Annotated in this window: 15 protein-coding genes; 7 read left to right on the plus strand and 8 right to left on the minus strand. The window is 47.1% G+C overall.

Going from position 1 to position 15529, the window contains the following annotated elements:
• Window positions 1-49 precede the first annotated feature (49 nt).
• Window positions 50-736 carry a GntR family transcriptional regulator gene (locus AC3WTF_RS10055; protein WP_007409306.1) on the minus strand — a complete coding sequence of 229 codons (687 nt, stop codon included), beginning with the start codon at window positions 734-736 and terminating at the stop codon, window positions 50-52.
• A 182-nt stretch (window positions 737-918) separates the two neighbouring features.
• Between AC3WTF_RS10055 and AC3WTF_RS10060 the strand changes: the two genes are divergently transcribed.
• Window positions 919-1977 (plus strand): tartrate dehydrogenase, encoded by a 1059-nt coding sequence (locus AC3WTF_RS10060; protein WP_007409307.1) that lies wholly within the window; start codon window positions 919-921, stop codon window positions 1975-1977.
• Between the two features lie 48 nt (window positions 1978-2025).
• Here AC3WTF_RS10060 and AC3WTF_RS10065 read toward each other — a convergent pair whose 3' ends face one another.
• The 4 genes from AC3WTF_RS10065 to AC3WTF_RS10080 form a co-directional block, all read right to left on the minus strand.
• A complete protein-coding gene (locus tag AC3WTF_RS10065; protein WP_007409308.1) occupies window positions 2026-2808 on the minus strand; it encodes a class I SAM-dependent methyltransferase in 783 nt (260 codons plus the stop codon).
• A 35-nt stretch (window positions 2809-2843) separates the two neighbouring features.
• Window positions 2844-3461 carry an NUDIX hydrolase gene (locus AC3WTF_RS10070; RefSeq protein ID WP_007409309.1) on the minus strand — a complete coding sequence of 206 codons (618 nt, stop codon included), beginning with the start codon at window positions 3459-3461 and terminating at the stop codon, window positions 2844-2846.
• Window positions 3462-3635: 174 nt separating this feature from the next.
• A complete protein-coding gene (locus AC3WTF_RS10075; protein WP_047935370.1) occupies window positions 3636-4508 on the minus strand; it encodes a DMT family transporter in 873 nt (290 codons plus the stop codon).
• Window positions 4509-4723: 215 nt separating this feature from the next.
• The gene (locus tag AC3WTF_RS10080) at window positions 4724-5545 is read right to left on the minus strand and encodes a MerR family transcriptional regulator (RefSeq protein ID WP_015239273.1); all 822 of its coding nucleotides are present in this window, start codon (window positions 5543-5545) and stop codon (window positions 4724-4726) included.
• Window positions 5546-5676: 131 nt separating this feature from the next.
• On the opposite strand from AC3WTF_RS10080, the gene AC3WTF_RS10085 reads away from it, so the two are divergent.
• Window positions 5677-6135 carry a GNAT family N-acetyltransferase gene (locus tag AC3WTF_RS10085; protein WP_047935368.1) on the plus strand — a complete coding sequence of 153 codons (459 nt, stop codon included), beginning with the start codon at window positions 5677-5679 and terminating at the stop codon, window positions 6133-6135.
• 157 nt (window positions 6136-6292) lie between these two features.
• Window positions 6293-7036 (plus strand): sulfite exporter TauE/SafE family protein, encoded by a 744-nt coding sequence (locus tag AC3WTF_RS10090; RefSeq protein WP_015416927.1) that lies wholly within the window; start codon window positions 6293-6295, stop codon window positions 7034-7036.
• 41 nt (window positions 7037-7077) lie between these two features.
• Here the strand turns inward: AC3WTF_RS10090 and AC3WTF_RS10095 are convergent, their stop codons facing one another.
• Window positions 7078-7917 carry a helix-turn-helix transcriptional regulator gene (locus AC3WTF_RS10095; protein ID WP_007409314.1) on the minus strand — a complete coding sequence of 280 codons (840 nt, stop codon included), beginning with the start codon at window positions 7915-7917 and terminating at the stop codon, window positions 7078-7080.
• 108 nt (window positions 7918-8025) lie between these two features.
• Here AC3WTF_RS10095 and fabF point away from each other — a divergent pair, with 108 nt between their 5' ends.
• Window positions 8026-9261, plus strand: coding sequence for a beta-ketoacyl-ACP synthase II (fabF, locus tag AC3WTF_RS10100; protein WP_492314251.1), 1236 nt, complete (start codon window positions 8026-8028; stop codon window positions 9259-9261).
• A gap of 28 nt (window positions 9262-9289) precedes the next feature.
• On the opposite strand, the gene AC3WTF_RS10105 is transcribed toward fabF, so the two are convergent.
• Both AC3WTF_RS10105 and AC3WTF_RS10110 read right to left on the minus strand, forming a co-directional pair.
• Window positions 9290-10501 (minus strand): Bcr/CflA family efflux MFS transporter, encoded by a 1212-nt coding sequence (locus AC3WTF_RS10105; protein WP_015239269.1) that lies wholly within the window; start codon window positions 10499-10501, stop codon window positions 9290-9292.
• A 145-nt stretch (window positions 10502-10646) separates the two neighbouring features.
• Window positions 10647-11780, minus strand: coding sequence for a glycerol dehydrogenase (locus AC3WTF_RS10110; protein ID WP_014304447.1), 1134 nt, complete (start codon window positions 11778-11780; stop codon window positions 10647-10649).
• A 282-nt stretch (window positions 11781-12062) separates the two neighbouring features.
• Between AC3WTF_RS10110 and AC3WTF_RS10115 the strand changes: the two genes are divergently transcribed.
• From AC3WTF_RS10115 to abc-f, 3 genes are all read left to right on the plus strand, one after another.
• Window positions 12063-12920: a YitT family protein gene (locus AC3WTF_RS10115; protein ID WP_003156057.1), complete on the plus strand. Its 858-nt coding sequence runs from the start codon at window positions 12063-12065 to the stop codon at window positions 12918-12920.
• A gap of 115 nt (window positions 12921-13035) precedes the next feature.
• The gene (locus AC3WTF_RS10120) at window positions 13036-13563 is read left to right on the plus strand and encodes a GNAT family N-acetyltransferase (RefSeq protein WP_007409317.1); all 528 of its coding nucleotides are present in this window, start codon (window positions 13036-13038) and stop codon (window positions 13561-13563) included.
• 277 nt (window positions 13564-13840) lie between these two features.
• Window positions 13841-15472, plus strand: coding sequence for a ribosomal protection-like ABC-F family protein (gene abc-f / locus AC3WTF_RS10125; protein ID WP_061047202.1), 1632 nt, complete (start codon window positions 13841-13843; stop codon window positions 15470-15472).
• Window positions 15473-15529 lie beyond the last annotated feature (57 nt).

Raw genomic sequence — 15529 nt, forward strand, 5'->3', positions numbered from 1 at the left:
ATGACGGTTCGATGACATCGGCAAAAAAAGACAAGGCATTTCGCCTTGTCTATCGTGATGATTCGTCTGTTTCTTCCGCTCTCAGCACGCCTTTCAGATGTTCTTCATCATGCTTGAGATGCTCCGTCATATATTGCACGGCTTTTGTTTTGTCGCCCTTTTTTATTTCTTCAAAGACTTTCCGGTGCTCATGCAGAATAACTTCCGCACGGTCATCTCCTTTAAAATTAAGAACTCTGCAAAAATGAATCAGCACATTGACATGCTCAAGCAGCATGGCCAGCCGGCTGTTGCGGCTGAAATCCACAAGGAGCCGATGAAACGACTCGTTTAAGGAAATAATCTCAGTCTCTTTGACGCCTTTATTGATGGCTTCTTCCGTCTCCCGCAGCTGTTTTTCAATGAGGTCAATTTCACTCTCAGCCGCTTCATCAATAACCAGTTCGACCGCCAGTGATTCAAGTGACATTCTGATTTTATAAATCTCTTCAACATCCTTAACGGACAACGAATAAATGACAAAGCCGTTTCGATCGTCTGCCGTCAGAAGCCCGTCCTTTTCAAGGAGCCGCATGGCTTCTCTGACCGGCGACCGGCTGACTCCGAAATCCTTGGCCAGCTGAGTCTCATTCAGCCGTTCACCCGGTTTAAAAATCCCGTCAAATATCATTTTTTTCAATTGGGAATAAAATTGCAGATAATACGGGATTGGCTTATCTAATTTAAAATTATCCATCTTTCCTACCTCTTCATACAATTTAGGCCTTATTGTTACCAAGATCATATAACAGTTTATCTATGGAAGCAACATTCCCGAGCTTGTCAGCATATCGGAGGTGGCGTAATATGGAATTATGATGAACGACGGTCGACGGTCTGCCGTAAACCGAAAACAATTCATTCAGAGGTGACGGAAACATGAAAACATACAAGATTGCCAGCATACCGGGGGACGGTGTGGGGAAAGAAACAGTCCCTCAAGCGGAGCGGGTGTTGAATGCGATCGCCGAATTACATGGAGGCATTGTCTTTGATTTCACTTCTTTTCCGTGGAGCTGCGAGTATTATTTGGAACACGGGACTATGATGCCGGATGATGGATTAGAAAGGTTACAGCACTTTGATGCTTTGTTTTTGGGAGCGGTGGGGAATCAAAAACTCGTCCCCGATCATGTTTCGCTGTGGGGGCTGCTCATCAAGATACGCCGGGAATTTGAACAGGTGATTAATGTGCGGCCGGCGAAGCTCCTGCCGGGAATCACTTCCCCCCTCGTTAACCCGAAAGATTTTGATCTGATAGTCGTCCGCGAAAACAGTGAGGGCGAGTACAGCTCTGTCGGCGGCAGAATCTATCAGGGTGAGGACGAAATCGCCATACAAAACGCGGTCTTTTCCCGCCGGGGTACGGAAAGAGTGATGCGGTATGCTTTCGAACTGGCGGCAAGTCGGCGGAAACACGTCACAAGCGCGACGAAATCAAACGGTATTGTTCACTCGATGCCGTTCTGGGATGACATCTTTAAAGAGGTCAGCCGGGAGTACGCCGGGATTGAGACGGATTCCCAGCACATCGATGCACTGGCGGCCTTCTTCGTCACGCAGCCGGAACGCTTTGATGTCATTGTCGCTTCGAATCTGTTCGGAGATGTGCTGACAGATATCGGCGCGGCGATTATGGGAAGCATCGGAATCGCTCCCGCAGCCAACATCAATGTAAACGGCAAATATCCTTCCATGTTTGAGCCTGTTCACGGCTCCGCCCCGGATATTGTCGGGAAAGGAATTGCCAATCCTATAGGCCAAATATGGACGGCGAAATTAATGCTCGATTCATTCGGAGAAGAGGAACTGGGTCATCTCCTCTTACAATCTATTGAAACGGTCACAAACAGCGGCATTCTGACTCCTGATGTCGGCGGAAAACATTCAACGGAAGATGTCACTTCCGCTATTATTTCTCAAATCAAGAACAGATAATACGAAAAAAACCGCGGGCAGGAAAACTGCACAGCGGTTTTTTTCGTCTCAGACGGGACGGATCACGCAGAAACAGGCCGATTCACCTGTGAAGCCCGCAATACGGCCTGATTGATCCTTTTCTACAGAAAAAAACCGCTGTATATCACGAGGAGCATCCAGCATCTGTTTTTCCAGTAATGCGGCTTTCTCTTCAGTCAGGCCTGCCCGTTCACACCAGACGGTAAATTGAAATGGTTTCAAAAAGCAGACAGCGGATTCAATCCGGAAGCCGGCTGTCTCCAGAAAACGGAGCCATTCTGTTTTTTTCCACGCTCGAAAGTGGCTCTGATCCCGTTTCTTTTCAATGTCATTATAAAAATGGTCATATTCATCCTTTTCAGGTGCGGTATTGTCAATGAGAAGCAGTCTGCCGCCCGGTTTGACAACCCGAAACGCTTCATGAACAAAGGCTCTGACATCGGGAAAATGATGCGCTGCGATTCTGCATGTGACGATATCGAAAGCAGCATCGGAAAACGGCATCTTTTCAGCATCGCCTTTTTCGAATGACACGTTCGTCCATCCGTTTCCGGTTATAAATGCTTCAGCGGCTGCTAACATTTCTTCCGTGAGGTCATAGGCGATAACAGAGCGTACGAGAGGAGCGAGAGCGTTAGCCGTATGTCCGCCTCCCGTCGCGATATCCAGCACGTCCATATGCTTTTCGGCACCGGAGGCTGAAACGAGATACGCCAAATCCTCTCCTGCGGCGTGTCCTGGACTAGTCACATATTTCGCGGCGTTTTTGGCAAATTGCCGCTGCGCCTGCTGTTTAATTGAATCCTCCATTATACTCGGGCCCCCTTTTCTTTCTGATTGCTGCCTTAATCAAAATAAACGGGTTCGTCCGGATGTTTGAGATACGCAAACATCTTTTCAATCTGACTTTCTGTATTGCGGGCTTCAGATAGCGGCGGCAGTTCCGTTTCCGCAAAAAAACCGGCGGCGCTTGTTTCTGTTCCCTCCCTGATCCGGCCGCCGATGATCTCGCATTTGATAAACACTTTGTAAACGTGGGCGGCGGACGGCGGATGGGAATGGCATTTCTTATCCATTACAGCTAACAGTTTAACGGGCTTTACTTCGATTCCCGATTCCTCTTTTACTTCTTTGACAGCGGTCTCGCCCGGAGAAATCCCGATATCAGCCCATCCGCCCGGCAGCGCCCATCTGCCGTCGCTTTTCTCTCTTACCATTAATATGCTCTGATCTTTAAAAACTGCCGCTCTGATATCAACTTTCGGAGTGGGATAGCCCGTGTCACCGGCGAATACGTCTTTGATGATCCTTTTGTCGGTGCCGGTATGATGCGCCATGATATCCACGCTTATTTTTCTTATTTCTTCAAATCTCTCAATATCATATATGTCTTTGGAATAAGCCAGCCCCGCTTGCGCCGCGGATTGAAGCTGTTTTGCCCATTCAAGCCATTTTGGCTCCATTTTTTCACCGCCCGTTATGTTAATTGACGAAACCCCAAGAGTCAGGATATTGCACCTTGAGAGTACCGGTGCCCATGATCCGTTTCTGCTCCTTGTTTTCTGTTTATGGAGGAGCGAATCCTGCCGGAAATCAGAAAAAAGCCATTCATTTGCTGAATGGCTTTTTTTCATTTTCTATTTTTCTATCATGACGAGAACGACGCCTGAAACAATAAGAGCCGCCCCGATCCAGAAGGTTCCTCCGATCGTCTCTCCCAGCAGCAGCCAGCCGAGCAAAGTCCCGGAAAGCGGCTGAAAGAAGAAAAACAGACCGCCGCTTGCCGCATTCAGTAATTGCAATCCGCGATTCCAAAGCATGAACGCGCAGGCGGTTGAGATCACACCCAGATATAAAAGTCCGCCCCATATCTCAGGCCGGGCAAGCTGAGACAAAGGAATCTCCCGAAGCGGGCCCGCTGTAAACGGGGTCAGGATGACAAATGCGACGCAAATGGAATACGTTGTGACGACAAGCGGTGAGTAATGGCCGGGAACCCGTTTCATCAGCACGGACATCAAAGCCCATGTCAGCGCCGCAGCCAGAAGCGAGAGACCGCCGAGCTGGCTCGACATATTGAGATCTCCGTTCCCCACAATGAGCAATACTCCGATCGTCGCCAGCCCTGTCGATATTCCTTTTTTCAGCGTTAACCGTTCTTTCAACATCAGCCGGGCAAATACAACCATAAATGCGGGAGTGGATGCCGTAATAATCGCACCCATCTGCGCGGTTGATAATTTCGTGCCGATTTCCTGCGTGACGATCGAAATCGTGTTGCCGATCAATCCGATCGCAGCGATCAGTAATAAATCACGTTTATGAACTTTCCAGGATTGGCGTGTAAATAAACTGAGAATCAAAAGCGAAAGAAGCGCCACCGCATATCTCAGCCATACCAGTTCAAGCGGCGGAATGACCGCTACCACAACTTTTACAACGACATACATACCGCCCCAGATACTGGCGGCCAATGCCAAATAAATCGAACCGAACAATGTATTTTTCAATTTGATGCACCCTCCGTTATCATATTAGGTCACGTCATATGCCCTAACGGAGAGAAGCGCAGTCACCTTCCTCCATTAAGGGCGGAGAAGTGCTGCCGGTACATCATGTTCAAATAAGGGCGCTAGAAACATATCGTTTTTCACCTCAATTGCAATCTGATTTTTCTCATTATACAAGGTTTGTTAAAAGACGTAAATGAACGGCGGCATCGGCTTTATGGATTGCGGACTTGCAGCTGGATTCTTGTGATCTGATTGTCAAACCCGTCCGCCACAACCTCATCAAGCATATATTCTTCATATGCATAATCGCCCATTTCCAGCCCATACTCTTCAGTAAACTGCATGATGCTGCGGTAAGCCGCTTCCGCTTCATCCCCTATTTGGTACCCGACGGCATAAAGCCCTTTCGGCTTGATATGGAGGTCTCTATTCTCTATGCCTTCTTCTGTCTTCATATAAAAATGGGTGTAGTTGTAGAATTCTTTTTTCAGAATCTGCTCCCGCGCAAACAGTCCGCCGACCGGATGCCCCTGATCGAGTTCATGTACCCGCATATAGCGGATCAATTCGGAAATGGCGGCAGTATATTGCCGTTCTGGCAAATGGAGTACGGGCCGTCCTATCATAAGTGTCTCTTCATCTAATCGCTGCAATGAGACGGAGGAAAAGTCTGTCTCCAAGGCTTGTTCGGTCAGCTTCACCTTCGTCCGAATCATCCTTTGCAGGTGCTCCAGCTTTTTGATTTTGCTTTCGATTTCTGAAGATTTCTCTTTTAAAAGCGCGATGATACCCTCAGGGGTTTTGTCTGTTAAGAGCGGTTTGATCTGCTTCAAGGGCACGCCGACCTCCTTAAACAGACCGATGACCTGGAACAGTTCGAATTGATGATAGGAATAGTATCTGTATCCGTTCGCTTTTTTGATTTCCGGAGAAAGCAGGCCGATCTCGTCATAATGGAACAGGGTTTGTTTTTTTACGTGGCACAGTTTTGCAAATTCACCCGTTGTGAAGTATTTTCTGACGTCTTCGCTCATAATGCCTCCTTGACTATACGGTAACCATATCCTTTATGATGATCATTGTATCCGAGAGAAGGCTGATTCACAAATGGCTTACGCAATGAAAGCTTTACCGTCTCAAAAAAAGCGGAAGAGGAGTATCAAGTATGACGATTGAAATCAGAACAGTCACGGAAGAAAACCGTGCCGATATACTGGCGCTTCATGTAAGGGAAAGCCAGACTTCATTTATTGAAACCGCGGAAGAGTGCTTACAAGATGCTGAGGATTGCCGGCATTATCAGCCGGCCGGTCTTTATGTTAACGGGGAATTGGTCGGCTTTGCCATGTACGGATGGTTTCCGGAATATGATGAGGAAAATGAAAACGGCAGAGTGTGGCTTGACCGTTTTTTTATTGATGAACGTTATCAGGGACGGGGATTGGGCAAGCTGTTGCTTGATGCCCTAATCCGTCATCTCGTTCGAATATATGATTGCAGACGGATTTATTTAAGCCTGTTTGAAGATAACGTCCACGCATTGCGGCTTTATCAAAAATTCGGCTTCTTATTCAATGGAGAGCTGGACTTCAATGGTGAAAAAGTGATGGTGAAAGAGCTGTAAACCCTCTGTATAAAAGCAATTCGGCTTCTTGCCAATACCTTAAATTTGAGGTAACATAAAGATATTAGACGACGGTCGACGGACTACGGTCGATTATTAAAACCTGATACAGCGGAGCGGAACATGGTGATCAGGCATCTAAATGGAGGAGAAGATTGTGCTTATTATACTCGTTATGTTTCTTCTCGGGATTATTCTCGGGTTTATCGGCGCCGGGGGAGCCGGTTTTGTCATTGCACTTTTAACTATACTGTTTCACGTACCGATTCATACGGCTTTAGGCACCTCCCTTGCCGGAATGGCTTTCACAAGTTTATCGGGGGCATTCAGCCACTACCGTGAAGGCAATATTCAGATGAAAATCGGTCTCATCGTCGGCGTTTTTGCGGCATTCGGTTCGTTTTTCGGGGCAAGGCTTACTTCCCTTATCCCCGCAGATTTGCTGCATTACTTGACGGCGGGCATGCTGTTTTTATCTGCTCTGCTTATTTTAGTCCGGTTATTTATTGTAAAAGAAACACAAGAAGATTCCGGACAGCAAAGCAATCTGAACATATGGGTGAAAGCCGTTGTACTCGGTGTCATCGCAGGAATCTTGTCCGGAACGTTCGGGATCGGCTCTGCCCCTTTCATCCAAATCGGCTTAATGATTCTTTTGCGCTTATCCATCCGCCAGTCGGTCGGCACCACCATGCTTGTCATTATCCCGCTTGCGGTCGGCGGAGGACTCGGTTATGTGACGGAAGGATTTGTCGATTATATGCTGTTGGTCAAAGTGCTGATCGGAACGATGTGCGGCGCATATGTCGGAGCGAAATTCACCAACCTCGTGCCGAAAGTCATTCTGAAATCAGCCATCTTTTTAACACCGGCCATCGCCGGTCTCATGCTTTTATTTTAAACTGAAACGGGAGGCGGCCGCCTCCCGTTTTTTTCTGTTCTTCATCTGTTTTCGAAGAGCTTTTTCAGCTTTGCTTCCGTTTCGGTATGATCTACTGGCGTATACACACTGCAGCGCAGATCACTGTTGCCCTGAACCTGAAATGAAGTCAGGTTAAAGACCATTTTTCCCGCCTTCGCGTGGCGGAACTCAATTAATACTTCGGGTGCCGAGCTGACTTCGCTCTCATTCCACAGCGTATGAAATTCCGAATACGTTTTCTCCATTTCTTCTATAAACTGAGAATACCACGTATCAGCTACATACTGGCCGTAATACGTTCTGAAAATGGCGATGAATCCTTTCACAAAGTGCTCCCAGTTCACGGCTAAACTTCTTAATTCTTTTCTGGAAAACAAAAGCTCTATGAGATTCCGTTTTTCAGGAGGAATTTGTTCAAAATCTAAAAATACGTGAGCCGCGGCCTGGTTCCATCCCACGATATGACACCGCCTGTCCGAGATAATGGTGGGACAATAACGGAGCTCCTGCAGGATTTTTGAAAGCGACGGGCTGATAACCGCTTCTTCCTCCGCAGCAAACGGCTGCTTCACGCCCTCCTCAATGGCAAGGGCGTATAAATAATTTCTCTCATCTTTGTTCAGCTGCAACGCATCGGAAACGGCGTCCAATACGGCTGCGGACACTTTAATGTCTCTGCCCTGCTCCAGCCACGTATACCACGTGGTGCTTACGCCGGCTAATTGCGCGACCTCTTCTCTTCGGAGTCCGGGCGTTCTTCTCCTTGTGCCCATCGGCAGCCCGGCCATCTGCGGAGAAATTTTGGCCCGCTGCGTTTTTAAAAACTCTGAGAGCGCCTGCAATCTTCCTTCTGGTATCATACCGAATCTCTCCTCTCTTACCCTGGTATTTATTATACTAGGATAATCAACAACTTGTAATAGGATAATTACGAGTTAAAATAAATACATACCGAAGGAGGAATGACCATGAAAAGAGTTGTGATCACCGGAATGGGAGTGATTTCACCTCTCGGCAATGATGTGCATACATTTTGGAAACACCTGACGGAAGGAAAATCGGGAATCTCTTTCATCGATTCGTTTGATGTCTCCGGCTCCAAGACAAAAATAGCCGGCACCGTCCGTGATTTTGACGCAGAAGAAAGATGGGGCAGAAAAGAAGCGAGACGGCTTGACCGTTTCAGCCAGTTTGCTTTAGCGGCAGCGGAACAGGCGCTTGAAAGCTCCGGGATTCAGCTCGATCAGATTGACCGTGAACGCCTCGGCGTGTACGTCGGCTCGGGAATCGGCGGCATCACGACTTTGATTGATAACGTTCATACTTTAAATGAACGGGGAGCGCGAAAAGTGAGCCCAAGCCTTGTCCCCATGATGATCTCAAATGCGGCCGCCGCTCAAATCAGCATCAGATTAGGCGCGCTCGGCCCCTCACTTTCTCCCGTCACCGCGTGTTCCATCGGCAATACGTCGATCGGGGAAGCATTCAACGCCATTCGGAATGATGACGCAGATATCATGTTTGCCGGGGGAGCGGAAGCGGCGATTACGAATTTGTCATTAGCCAGCTTCGGCAATGCCCACGCGCTGTCAGCGAGAAACGAAGACCCCGCCGCGGCAAGCCGGCCGTTTGACGCGGATCGCGATGGATTTGTCATGAGTGAAGGCGCGGGCATCTTAGTATTGGAATCATTGGATAGCGCAATCGGCAGAAATGCCCCGATCCTTTGTGAGGTGCTCGGCTACGGTGCGAGCTCTGACGCCTATCATATGGTGGCCTCCCATCCGGAGGGAACGGGCGCATACCTGGCGATGAAAAACGCTTTGAAAAAGGCGAATGTTTCAGCGGAAGACATTGATGTCGTAAGCGCCCATGCGACAAGCACAAAAGCCGGAGATCTTTCTGAAACATTGGCCATCAAGACATTATTCGGGGAGCTTGCGTATGATATTCCGGTTACGGCCAACAAATCAATGCTCGGCCACATGCTTGGCGCGGCAGGCGGCGTTGAAGCCATCGCTCTGACAGAAAGCCTGAGACACGGCATCATCCCGCCGACGATCAATCTGCAGCACCCTGATTCGGCATGTGATTTGGACTATGTAGCAGACGGGTCCCGCCATCAATCGTTAACGATCGGCCTTTCCAACTCATTCGGCTTTGGCGGGCATAATTCGGCGATCGTGCTGAAGAAATATGAATAACGGGCATCAAAAAAAGGAGTGAATCATTTCACTCCTTTTTTGCTTTCTCCGGTTTTGTTGTTAAGGCGAAAAAAGCGATGGAACCGATAACGGATGTCGTGAACATAATTGCCCCCATCGGGACGGCCGTCGCTTCATTCATCCCCACAAGCGGCGACACGATGGAACCGAGAAGAAGCGGAAGCATGCCAAGCAGTGCGCTTGCGCTTCCCGCGCGGTGTCCCTGCTTTTCCATCGCCAATGTAAAGGTGCTTGTCAGCGTCATGCCGATCGTAATCATATAAATAAAAATTGAAATCACCAGTGCCGCCAGCGGTCCGTGAATGATCGTCATGACGAGCAGAACGGCAGTCGCCGTCATCGCTGTAATCACGCCGATTCTCAACAGGCTTTTTTCGTGAATGATTCCGCCGAAACGCCCGATGATAAAGCTTCCGGTAATGATCGCCAGACCGTTTATGCCGAATAAAACACTGAATACCTGAGGCGATACTCCGTAAATATCCTGATACACGAAAGGCGTTCCGGAGACATACGCAAAGCTCCCGCCGTGAATAAAACCGACCGTCAGCGCATAACCGATAAATGACCGATCCTTCAGCAGGCTTCCCATTGTCCGCACGGAATTTCCGATGGAGCTCGGAATCCGCTTTTCCGGCGGCAGGGTTTCTGTCAGCTTGAGCGCAATGATAAGAACAAGCAAAAACCCGATAAAGGTTAAAAAGAGAAAAATCGTATGCCATGATGCAAACGGAAGCAGTAAAATCGCGCCTCCCGTCATCGGCGCCACCATCGGCGCGACGGCGGTAATGACCATCAGCAGCGAGAAAAATTTAGAAAGCTCTCTTCCCGAAAACACATCTCTGACGATTGCACGGGATAAAACGAGTCCTGCCGAAGCGGTGAATCCTTGAAGAAAACGGGCAATCACTAATGTAGTAATGTTCGGTGCAAGTGCGCAAAACAGAGAAAACAACGCAAATAAAAAAATACATAGTAATAACGGTTTTCTTCTTCCCTTCGCGTCACTTAACGGGCCGACAACAACCTGTCCGATTGTCAGTCCGATCAGACATGCGGTTAAACTGAGCTGGACAAGCGATGCGCGGGCGCTTAAATCTTCAGCGATTTCAGGGAAACTCGGCAGATACATATCTATATTGAGCGGCCCCAGTATCGCAAGCATTCCGAGAAGAAAAGCCAGCGCAAGCCGCTCCTTACCGGTCGGATTATGCAGCATATCGTTCCCACCTTTCCTTTGTCAATCTCTCAAAACATTTGTATATTGTATCATAATTTTTTCTTTATTTTTAAAAGTTTTCAAAGGGCATAAAAAAACCAAGGGCTGTAACAGCCCTTGGGTCCGGGTCACACGGTAAAAGGTTTTACGCGTGTTTTTCTTTAAATGCTTTTGCGTATTGATCAGCCGCTATAATGGCATCCGCCACGTCGTCAGCCGTCACGTCAAAAGCGGCATGAATTGTTTCTTCTTCAATCGTCGCGGCTTCTGCCACTTTCATAATGTCCTCTTTAGATGCGTCTTTCAATTTGATGTCTTCAAGTGTGACAGGCAGCCCCAAGCTGATATAAAACGCGATATACCGCTCAATTTCCTCAAGCGAACGTTTTTCCAGCGCCAATTGAACGAGCGTGCCGAATGCCACTTTTTCACCGTGGGTCAAGTGATGGATTTCACCTTCAAGCGCGGTAAATCCGTTATGAATGGCATGTGCCGCAGCTAAGCCGCCGCTTTCAAATCCCAGTCCGCTCAAAAGTGTATTGGCTTCAACCACCGCTTCCAATGCGGGCGTAACGGCTTTCGCTTTCACAGACTCATAAGCGAGACGGCCGTATTTGAATAATACCGCTTCACATTTTTCCGCGATAGCCTCTCCGGCGATTGTCGGAATTCCGCCTGCCATCGTTTTACCGCCATTGGCGATGACACTGCGCGCCTCTATCCACGTCGCCATCGCATCGGCAATCCCTGATGCTAAAAAGCGCGGCGGGGCTTCCGCGACGATTTTCGTATCGACCAGAACCAAGTCAGGATTCTTATGATAGAAACGATAGTTTTCGAACGCGCCTTGTTCAGAATACACGACAGACAGCCCGCTTGTCGGAGCATCAGTTGAAGCGGCCGTCGGCACGATAACGGTATAGCCGTTTATTTCATCTGATACGGCTTTGGCCGTATCAAGCGTTTTACCGCCGCCGACTCCGATGACAATAGTCGCGCCTGCTTTTTCTGCGATGCCGGCAATTCTTTTCATTTCTTCCTGGGAGGCTTCGCCGTTGAAAACCGCCTCTTCAGAAGAGATATTGCTTTTCTTTAATTCAGCCGTCACCTTGTGGCCCGCGATATCCCATACGGTTTTGTCCGCGATGACGACGGCTTTTTCACCAACGCCCTCCAGATGTCCGCCGATCGTTTCAATGGCGTTTTTTCCCTGCACGTATTTGGCCGGACTGATAAAAATTCGTTCCAATGTCATCATCCCTTCTTCGTTGTCTCTCATTACATTTCTCTTATTGATAGAGCAGAAATGAAAACTCTTCTGATATCATTCCTCGTTTTAAATTGATTTAAACCTCATATACACTGCAGAAAAATCAATTTTCACGGCATTGACAAGATGTGAAGGTGTCTATATAATCTTCGATATTGAAGCTGATCATTCTTTACTGAATGAACAAACGAGATTGTGAATGATTCGTCTTAAAAATTATTTAGTTCTGCTGGATAATTTTTGAGGCGTTTTTGTTTTTTATATATTTTTGACTGCAGAGGAGGTTTGCACATGAAGAACATTTGCAAGGATATACTGATGATTATGGCCGGAGCCTTTCTTATTGCGGCGTCCGTGGAATTTTTCGTCATCCCGAATCATTTAGGGGACGGCAGCACCGTGGGAATCGCTCTCGTGTTATATTATCTTTTCCATATACCTGCAAGTATTACGACTCTGGTTGTAAATTTGATTTTTATCGGGCTGGCTTATAAATTTTTAACGAAAAAAACGATTTTATACACGATACTCGGTACGGGAATGACTTCTGTTTTTCTCAGCATCGTCAGCTTTATTCCGTTCGGCGTGCACGATATGGTGCTCGGGATTGTATTCGGCGCTCTGCTGATGGGAGCGGGGCTGGCATTGATCTTTATTGCTGACGGATCTACCGGCGGGACCACGCTGTTGGCGTATTTATTAAATTACACAAAGGGCTTTAACATCTCGAAAAGCATGTTTTATATGGATTGTGTCATCATTTTCGCATCCGTTTTAGCGATCGGCATCAATCATATGCTGTATACGTTTATATTCGTATATCTGTGCGCCAAAATCGTCGATATTGTCATTGAGGGTTTCCATAATAAAAAAGCTCTCACCATTATGTCTGACCAATACGAAGAAATCGCCAAAGCCATCACCTCCGAGTACGGCAACGCGGCGACGATTTTTTACGGATACGGCTATTACGGCAGCAAAGACAAGCGCATTATCTATGTTGTCATTAAAAAGAACGAATTGCTGAAAATCAAAAAACATGTTCAAAAAATTGACCCGAAATCATTTATCGTTATTCATGAAGTAAAAGAAGCTGTCGGAGGGCAATTCGGGTTTACAAACCTGCCCGCCGCCGCAAATGAAAAATAACCGCCTGCAGTGTATAGCTGCAGGCTTTTTTTATTCGGCTCTTCCCCGCTTAAAGGTTTTTACATCTTTCAATCGAAGTAGTAAATGAAACCTTTTTGATGGAGGAACATAAAAAATGAATATCAAAACTGACAGGCTCATAATTCGGACATTTGAACCGGAAGATTGGCAGGATGTCTATGCGTACACCTCAAATCCGAATGTCATGAAATATATACCAGAGGGTGTCTTTACTGAAGAAGATGTTAGGAAATTCGTTACTGAAAACAGCGGTGAACATGCCGGGAAGTTTCCCGTTTTATTGAAGGATGAGAAAACGGTCATTGGCCACATTGCTTTTTTTCAGTATTTTGGCGATCATACGTATGAAATCGGCTGGGTGTTTCACCCGGAATACCAGGGCAAAGGATATGCTTCAGAGGCGGCGCGCGCCGTGCTGGCATTCGGGTTTAACAAGATGAAATTACACCGGATCATTGCGACATGTCAGCCGGAAAACATGGCTTCGCACCGGGTGATGGAAAAGATCGGGATGAGACGGGAAGGCTTTTTCAAAAAATGCATCCCCCATGATAATGAATGGTGGGACGAATATTATTATGCCGTTTTAGAAGAAGAATGGGAAGTCTCCAATCTGGAATAAAAAGGCTTATACCCTTTGCTTTTACAGATAAGTGTGTGCTACACTGTTTGTAACAAATACGAAGGGATGATGGGTGGACAATGATTAACTAATCTTATTTTGACCGTTTGAAATCAAATATTTCAAATCAGAAAAAATAGGATTAGTCTGCCCATTTTCTATACGATACGAAAGCTATGTAAAAATAGCTTATTTGATCATGCACAGGTACGGCTAATCCTTCCAAATCAATTGGGAGGATTTTTTTGGTCCTCCCTTTAAAGCGAGGGATTGACATATGAAAGAAATGTTAAAAATAAGCGGCATCAGTTATGAAATCAACAGTGTTCCCCTTTTTGAACAGATCAGCGCGAGCGTTCAGCAAGGTGACATCATCGGCGTTATCGGTAAAAACGGCGCCGGCAAATCGTTATTGCTGCAATTGATCTGCAATCAAAAAGCGCCGTCACAAGGACAGATCCAGATGATGCAAGATGTGAACATATATATGGTGGAACAAGAAACGGAAGCTTATGATTCCGGCCATCCGGAGCCTGCGGAGGCAGCCTTGTTGGAAAAGTGGAACGTGCCCGCACGCGCCTTTTCGCAATTAAGCGGCGGAGAAAAATTGAAAGCCCGTCTTGCCAAAGGTTTCTCCTCCTCAAGCAGCCTTTTGTTATTAGATGAGCCGACGAACCACCTCGATCAGCACAGTTTAGAAATACTGCTAAATCAGATCAAGAATTACAAAGGCACCATTATTTTTGTTTCGCATGATCGTGCTTTTATAGATGCAGCGGCGACAAAAATCTGGGCCATCGAAGGAAAGAAACTCATTGAACATAAAGGGAATTATTCAAGCTATATGGAGGTCCGCAAACAGAGAAGGCTGACACAGCAGCGGGAATATGAGAATCAGCAGCATATGATCAGACGGATTGAAGCTCAAATGAACGAGCTGAGCGCCTGGTCAAAAAAAGCCCATGCCCAATCAACGAAAATAGAAGGCTTTAAAGAATACCATCGCGTCAAAGCAAAACGCACGGACGCCCAGATTAAATCAAAGCAGAAGCGTCTTGAAAAAGAGCTTGAAAAAGCGAAAGCAGAACCGGTTGAAGCGGAGTATGAAGTCCGTTTTTCCATTGAACACCGCAAAAAAGCGGGAAAGCGTTTTTTAGAAGTAAGGGATGCCGCAAAGTCATATGACGGCCGAACGCTTTTCAAAAACGTGAATTTCACTGTGATGCACGGTGAAAAGATCGCGATTACAGGCCCGAACGGCAGCGGGAAAACAACATTATTGAAGGTCATCCTCGGTCAGGAAAAAGCACAGGACGGCAGCATATGGATTTCTCCGTCTGCAAACGTCGGATATTTAACCCAGGAAGTATTCGACCTCCCGCTTGATAAAACCCCCGAACAGCTTTTTTACAAAGAAACGTTCGAAGCAAGGGGAAATGTTCAATCCCTCATGAAGCATTTAGGATTTACCGCAGCGCAATGGACGGAACCCATCGGCAAGATGAGCATGGGAGAGCGGGTCAAATGCAAACTGATGGCGTTTATTCTGGAGGAGAAAGATGTGCTGATTCTGGATGAGCCGACAAACCACCTTGATCTGCCGTCACGCGAGCAGCTTGAAGACACTTTGGCCCGATACGACGGAACGCTCATCATCGTATCTCATGATCGTTACTTTGTCGAAAAGACGACGGACATCCGGCTTGATATCTCAAACGGCAGCGTCCGAAAACAATGGAAAGAATCTCCCTCCGTCAGGGACGATGCTGAAGAACTGCGATTAAAGCTTGAGACCGAACGGCAGGAAGTCCTCGGAAAACTCAGCTTCATGACTCCGGCTGATAAACAATATCGTGAGCTTGATCAAAAATTCAAAGAGCTGACGGAAGAAATCAAGAAATTGAAATGAATGAAAAACCCGTGACTGTCACGGGTTTTGTTTTGGAAAGCTCACGTATCATGAAGA

This window comes from Bacillus sp. EB106-06-01-XG163, from assembly GCF_058791615.1.

Coding starts and splice junctions, on each gene's coding strand:
- abc-f (WP_061047202.1), top strand. CDS start 13,841: ATGAAAGAAATGTTAAAAATAAGCGGCATCAGTTATGAAATCAACAGT.
- AC3WTF_RS10080 (WP_015239273.1), bottom strand. CDS start 5,545: ATGAGCGAAGACGTCAGAAAATACTTCACAACGGGTGAATTTGCAAAA.
- AC3WTF_RS10110 (WP_014304447.1), bottom strand. CDS start 11,780: ATGAGAGACAACGAAGAAGGGATGATGACATTGGAACGAATTTTTATC.
- AC3WTF_RS10070 (WP_007409309.1), bottom strand. CDS start 3,461: ATGGAGCCAAAATGGCTTGAATGGGCAAAACAGCTTCAATCCGCGGCG.
- AC3WTF_RS10060 (WP_007409307.1), top strand. CDS start 919: ATGAAAACATACAAGATTGCCAGCATACCGGGGGACGGTGTGGGGAAA.
- AC3WTF_RS10055 (WP_007409306.1), bottom strand. CDS start 736: ATGGATAATTTTAAATTAGATAAGCCAATCCCGTATTATCTGCAATTT.
- AC3WTF_RS10105 (WP_015239269.1), bottom strand. CDS start 10,501: ATGCTGCATAATCCGACCGGTAAGGAGCGGCTTGCGCTGGCTTTTCTT.
- AC3WTF_RS10085 (WP_047935368.1), top strand. CDS start 5,677: ATGACGATTGAAATCAGAACAGTCACGGAAGAAAACCGTGCCGATATA.
- fabF (WP_492314251.1), top strand. CDS start 8,026: ATGAAAAGAGTTGTGATCACCGGAATGGGAGTGATTTCACCTCTCGGC.
- AC3WTF_RS10095 (WP_007409314.1), bottom strand. CDS start 7,917: ATGATACCAGAAGGAAGATTGCAGGCGCTCTCAGAGTTTTTAAAAACG.
- AC3WTF_RS10115 (WP_003156057.1), top strand. CDS start 12,063: ATGAAGAACATTTGCAAGGATATACTGATGATTATGGCCGGAGCCTTT.
- AC3WTF_RS10120 (WP_007409317.1), top strand. CDS start 13,036: ATGAATATCAAAACTGACAGGCTCATAATTCGGACATTTGAACCGGAA.
- AC3WTF_RS10065 (WP_007409308.1), bottom strand. CDS start 2,808: ATGGAGGATTCAATTAAACAGCAGGCGCAGCGGCAATTTGCCAAAAAC.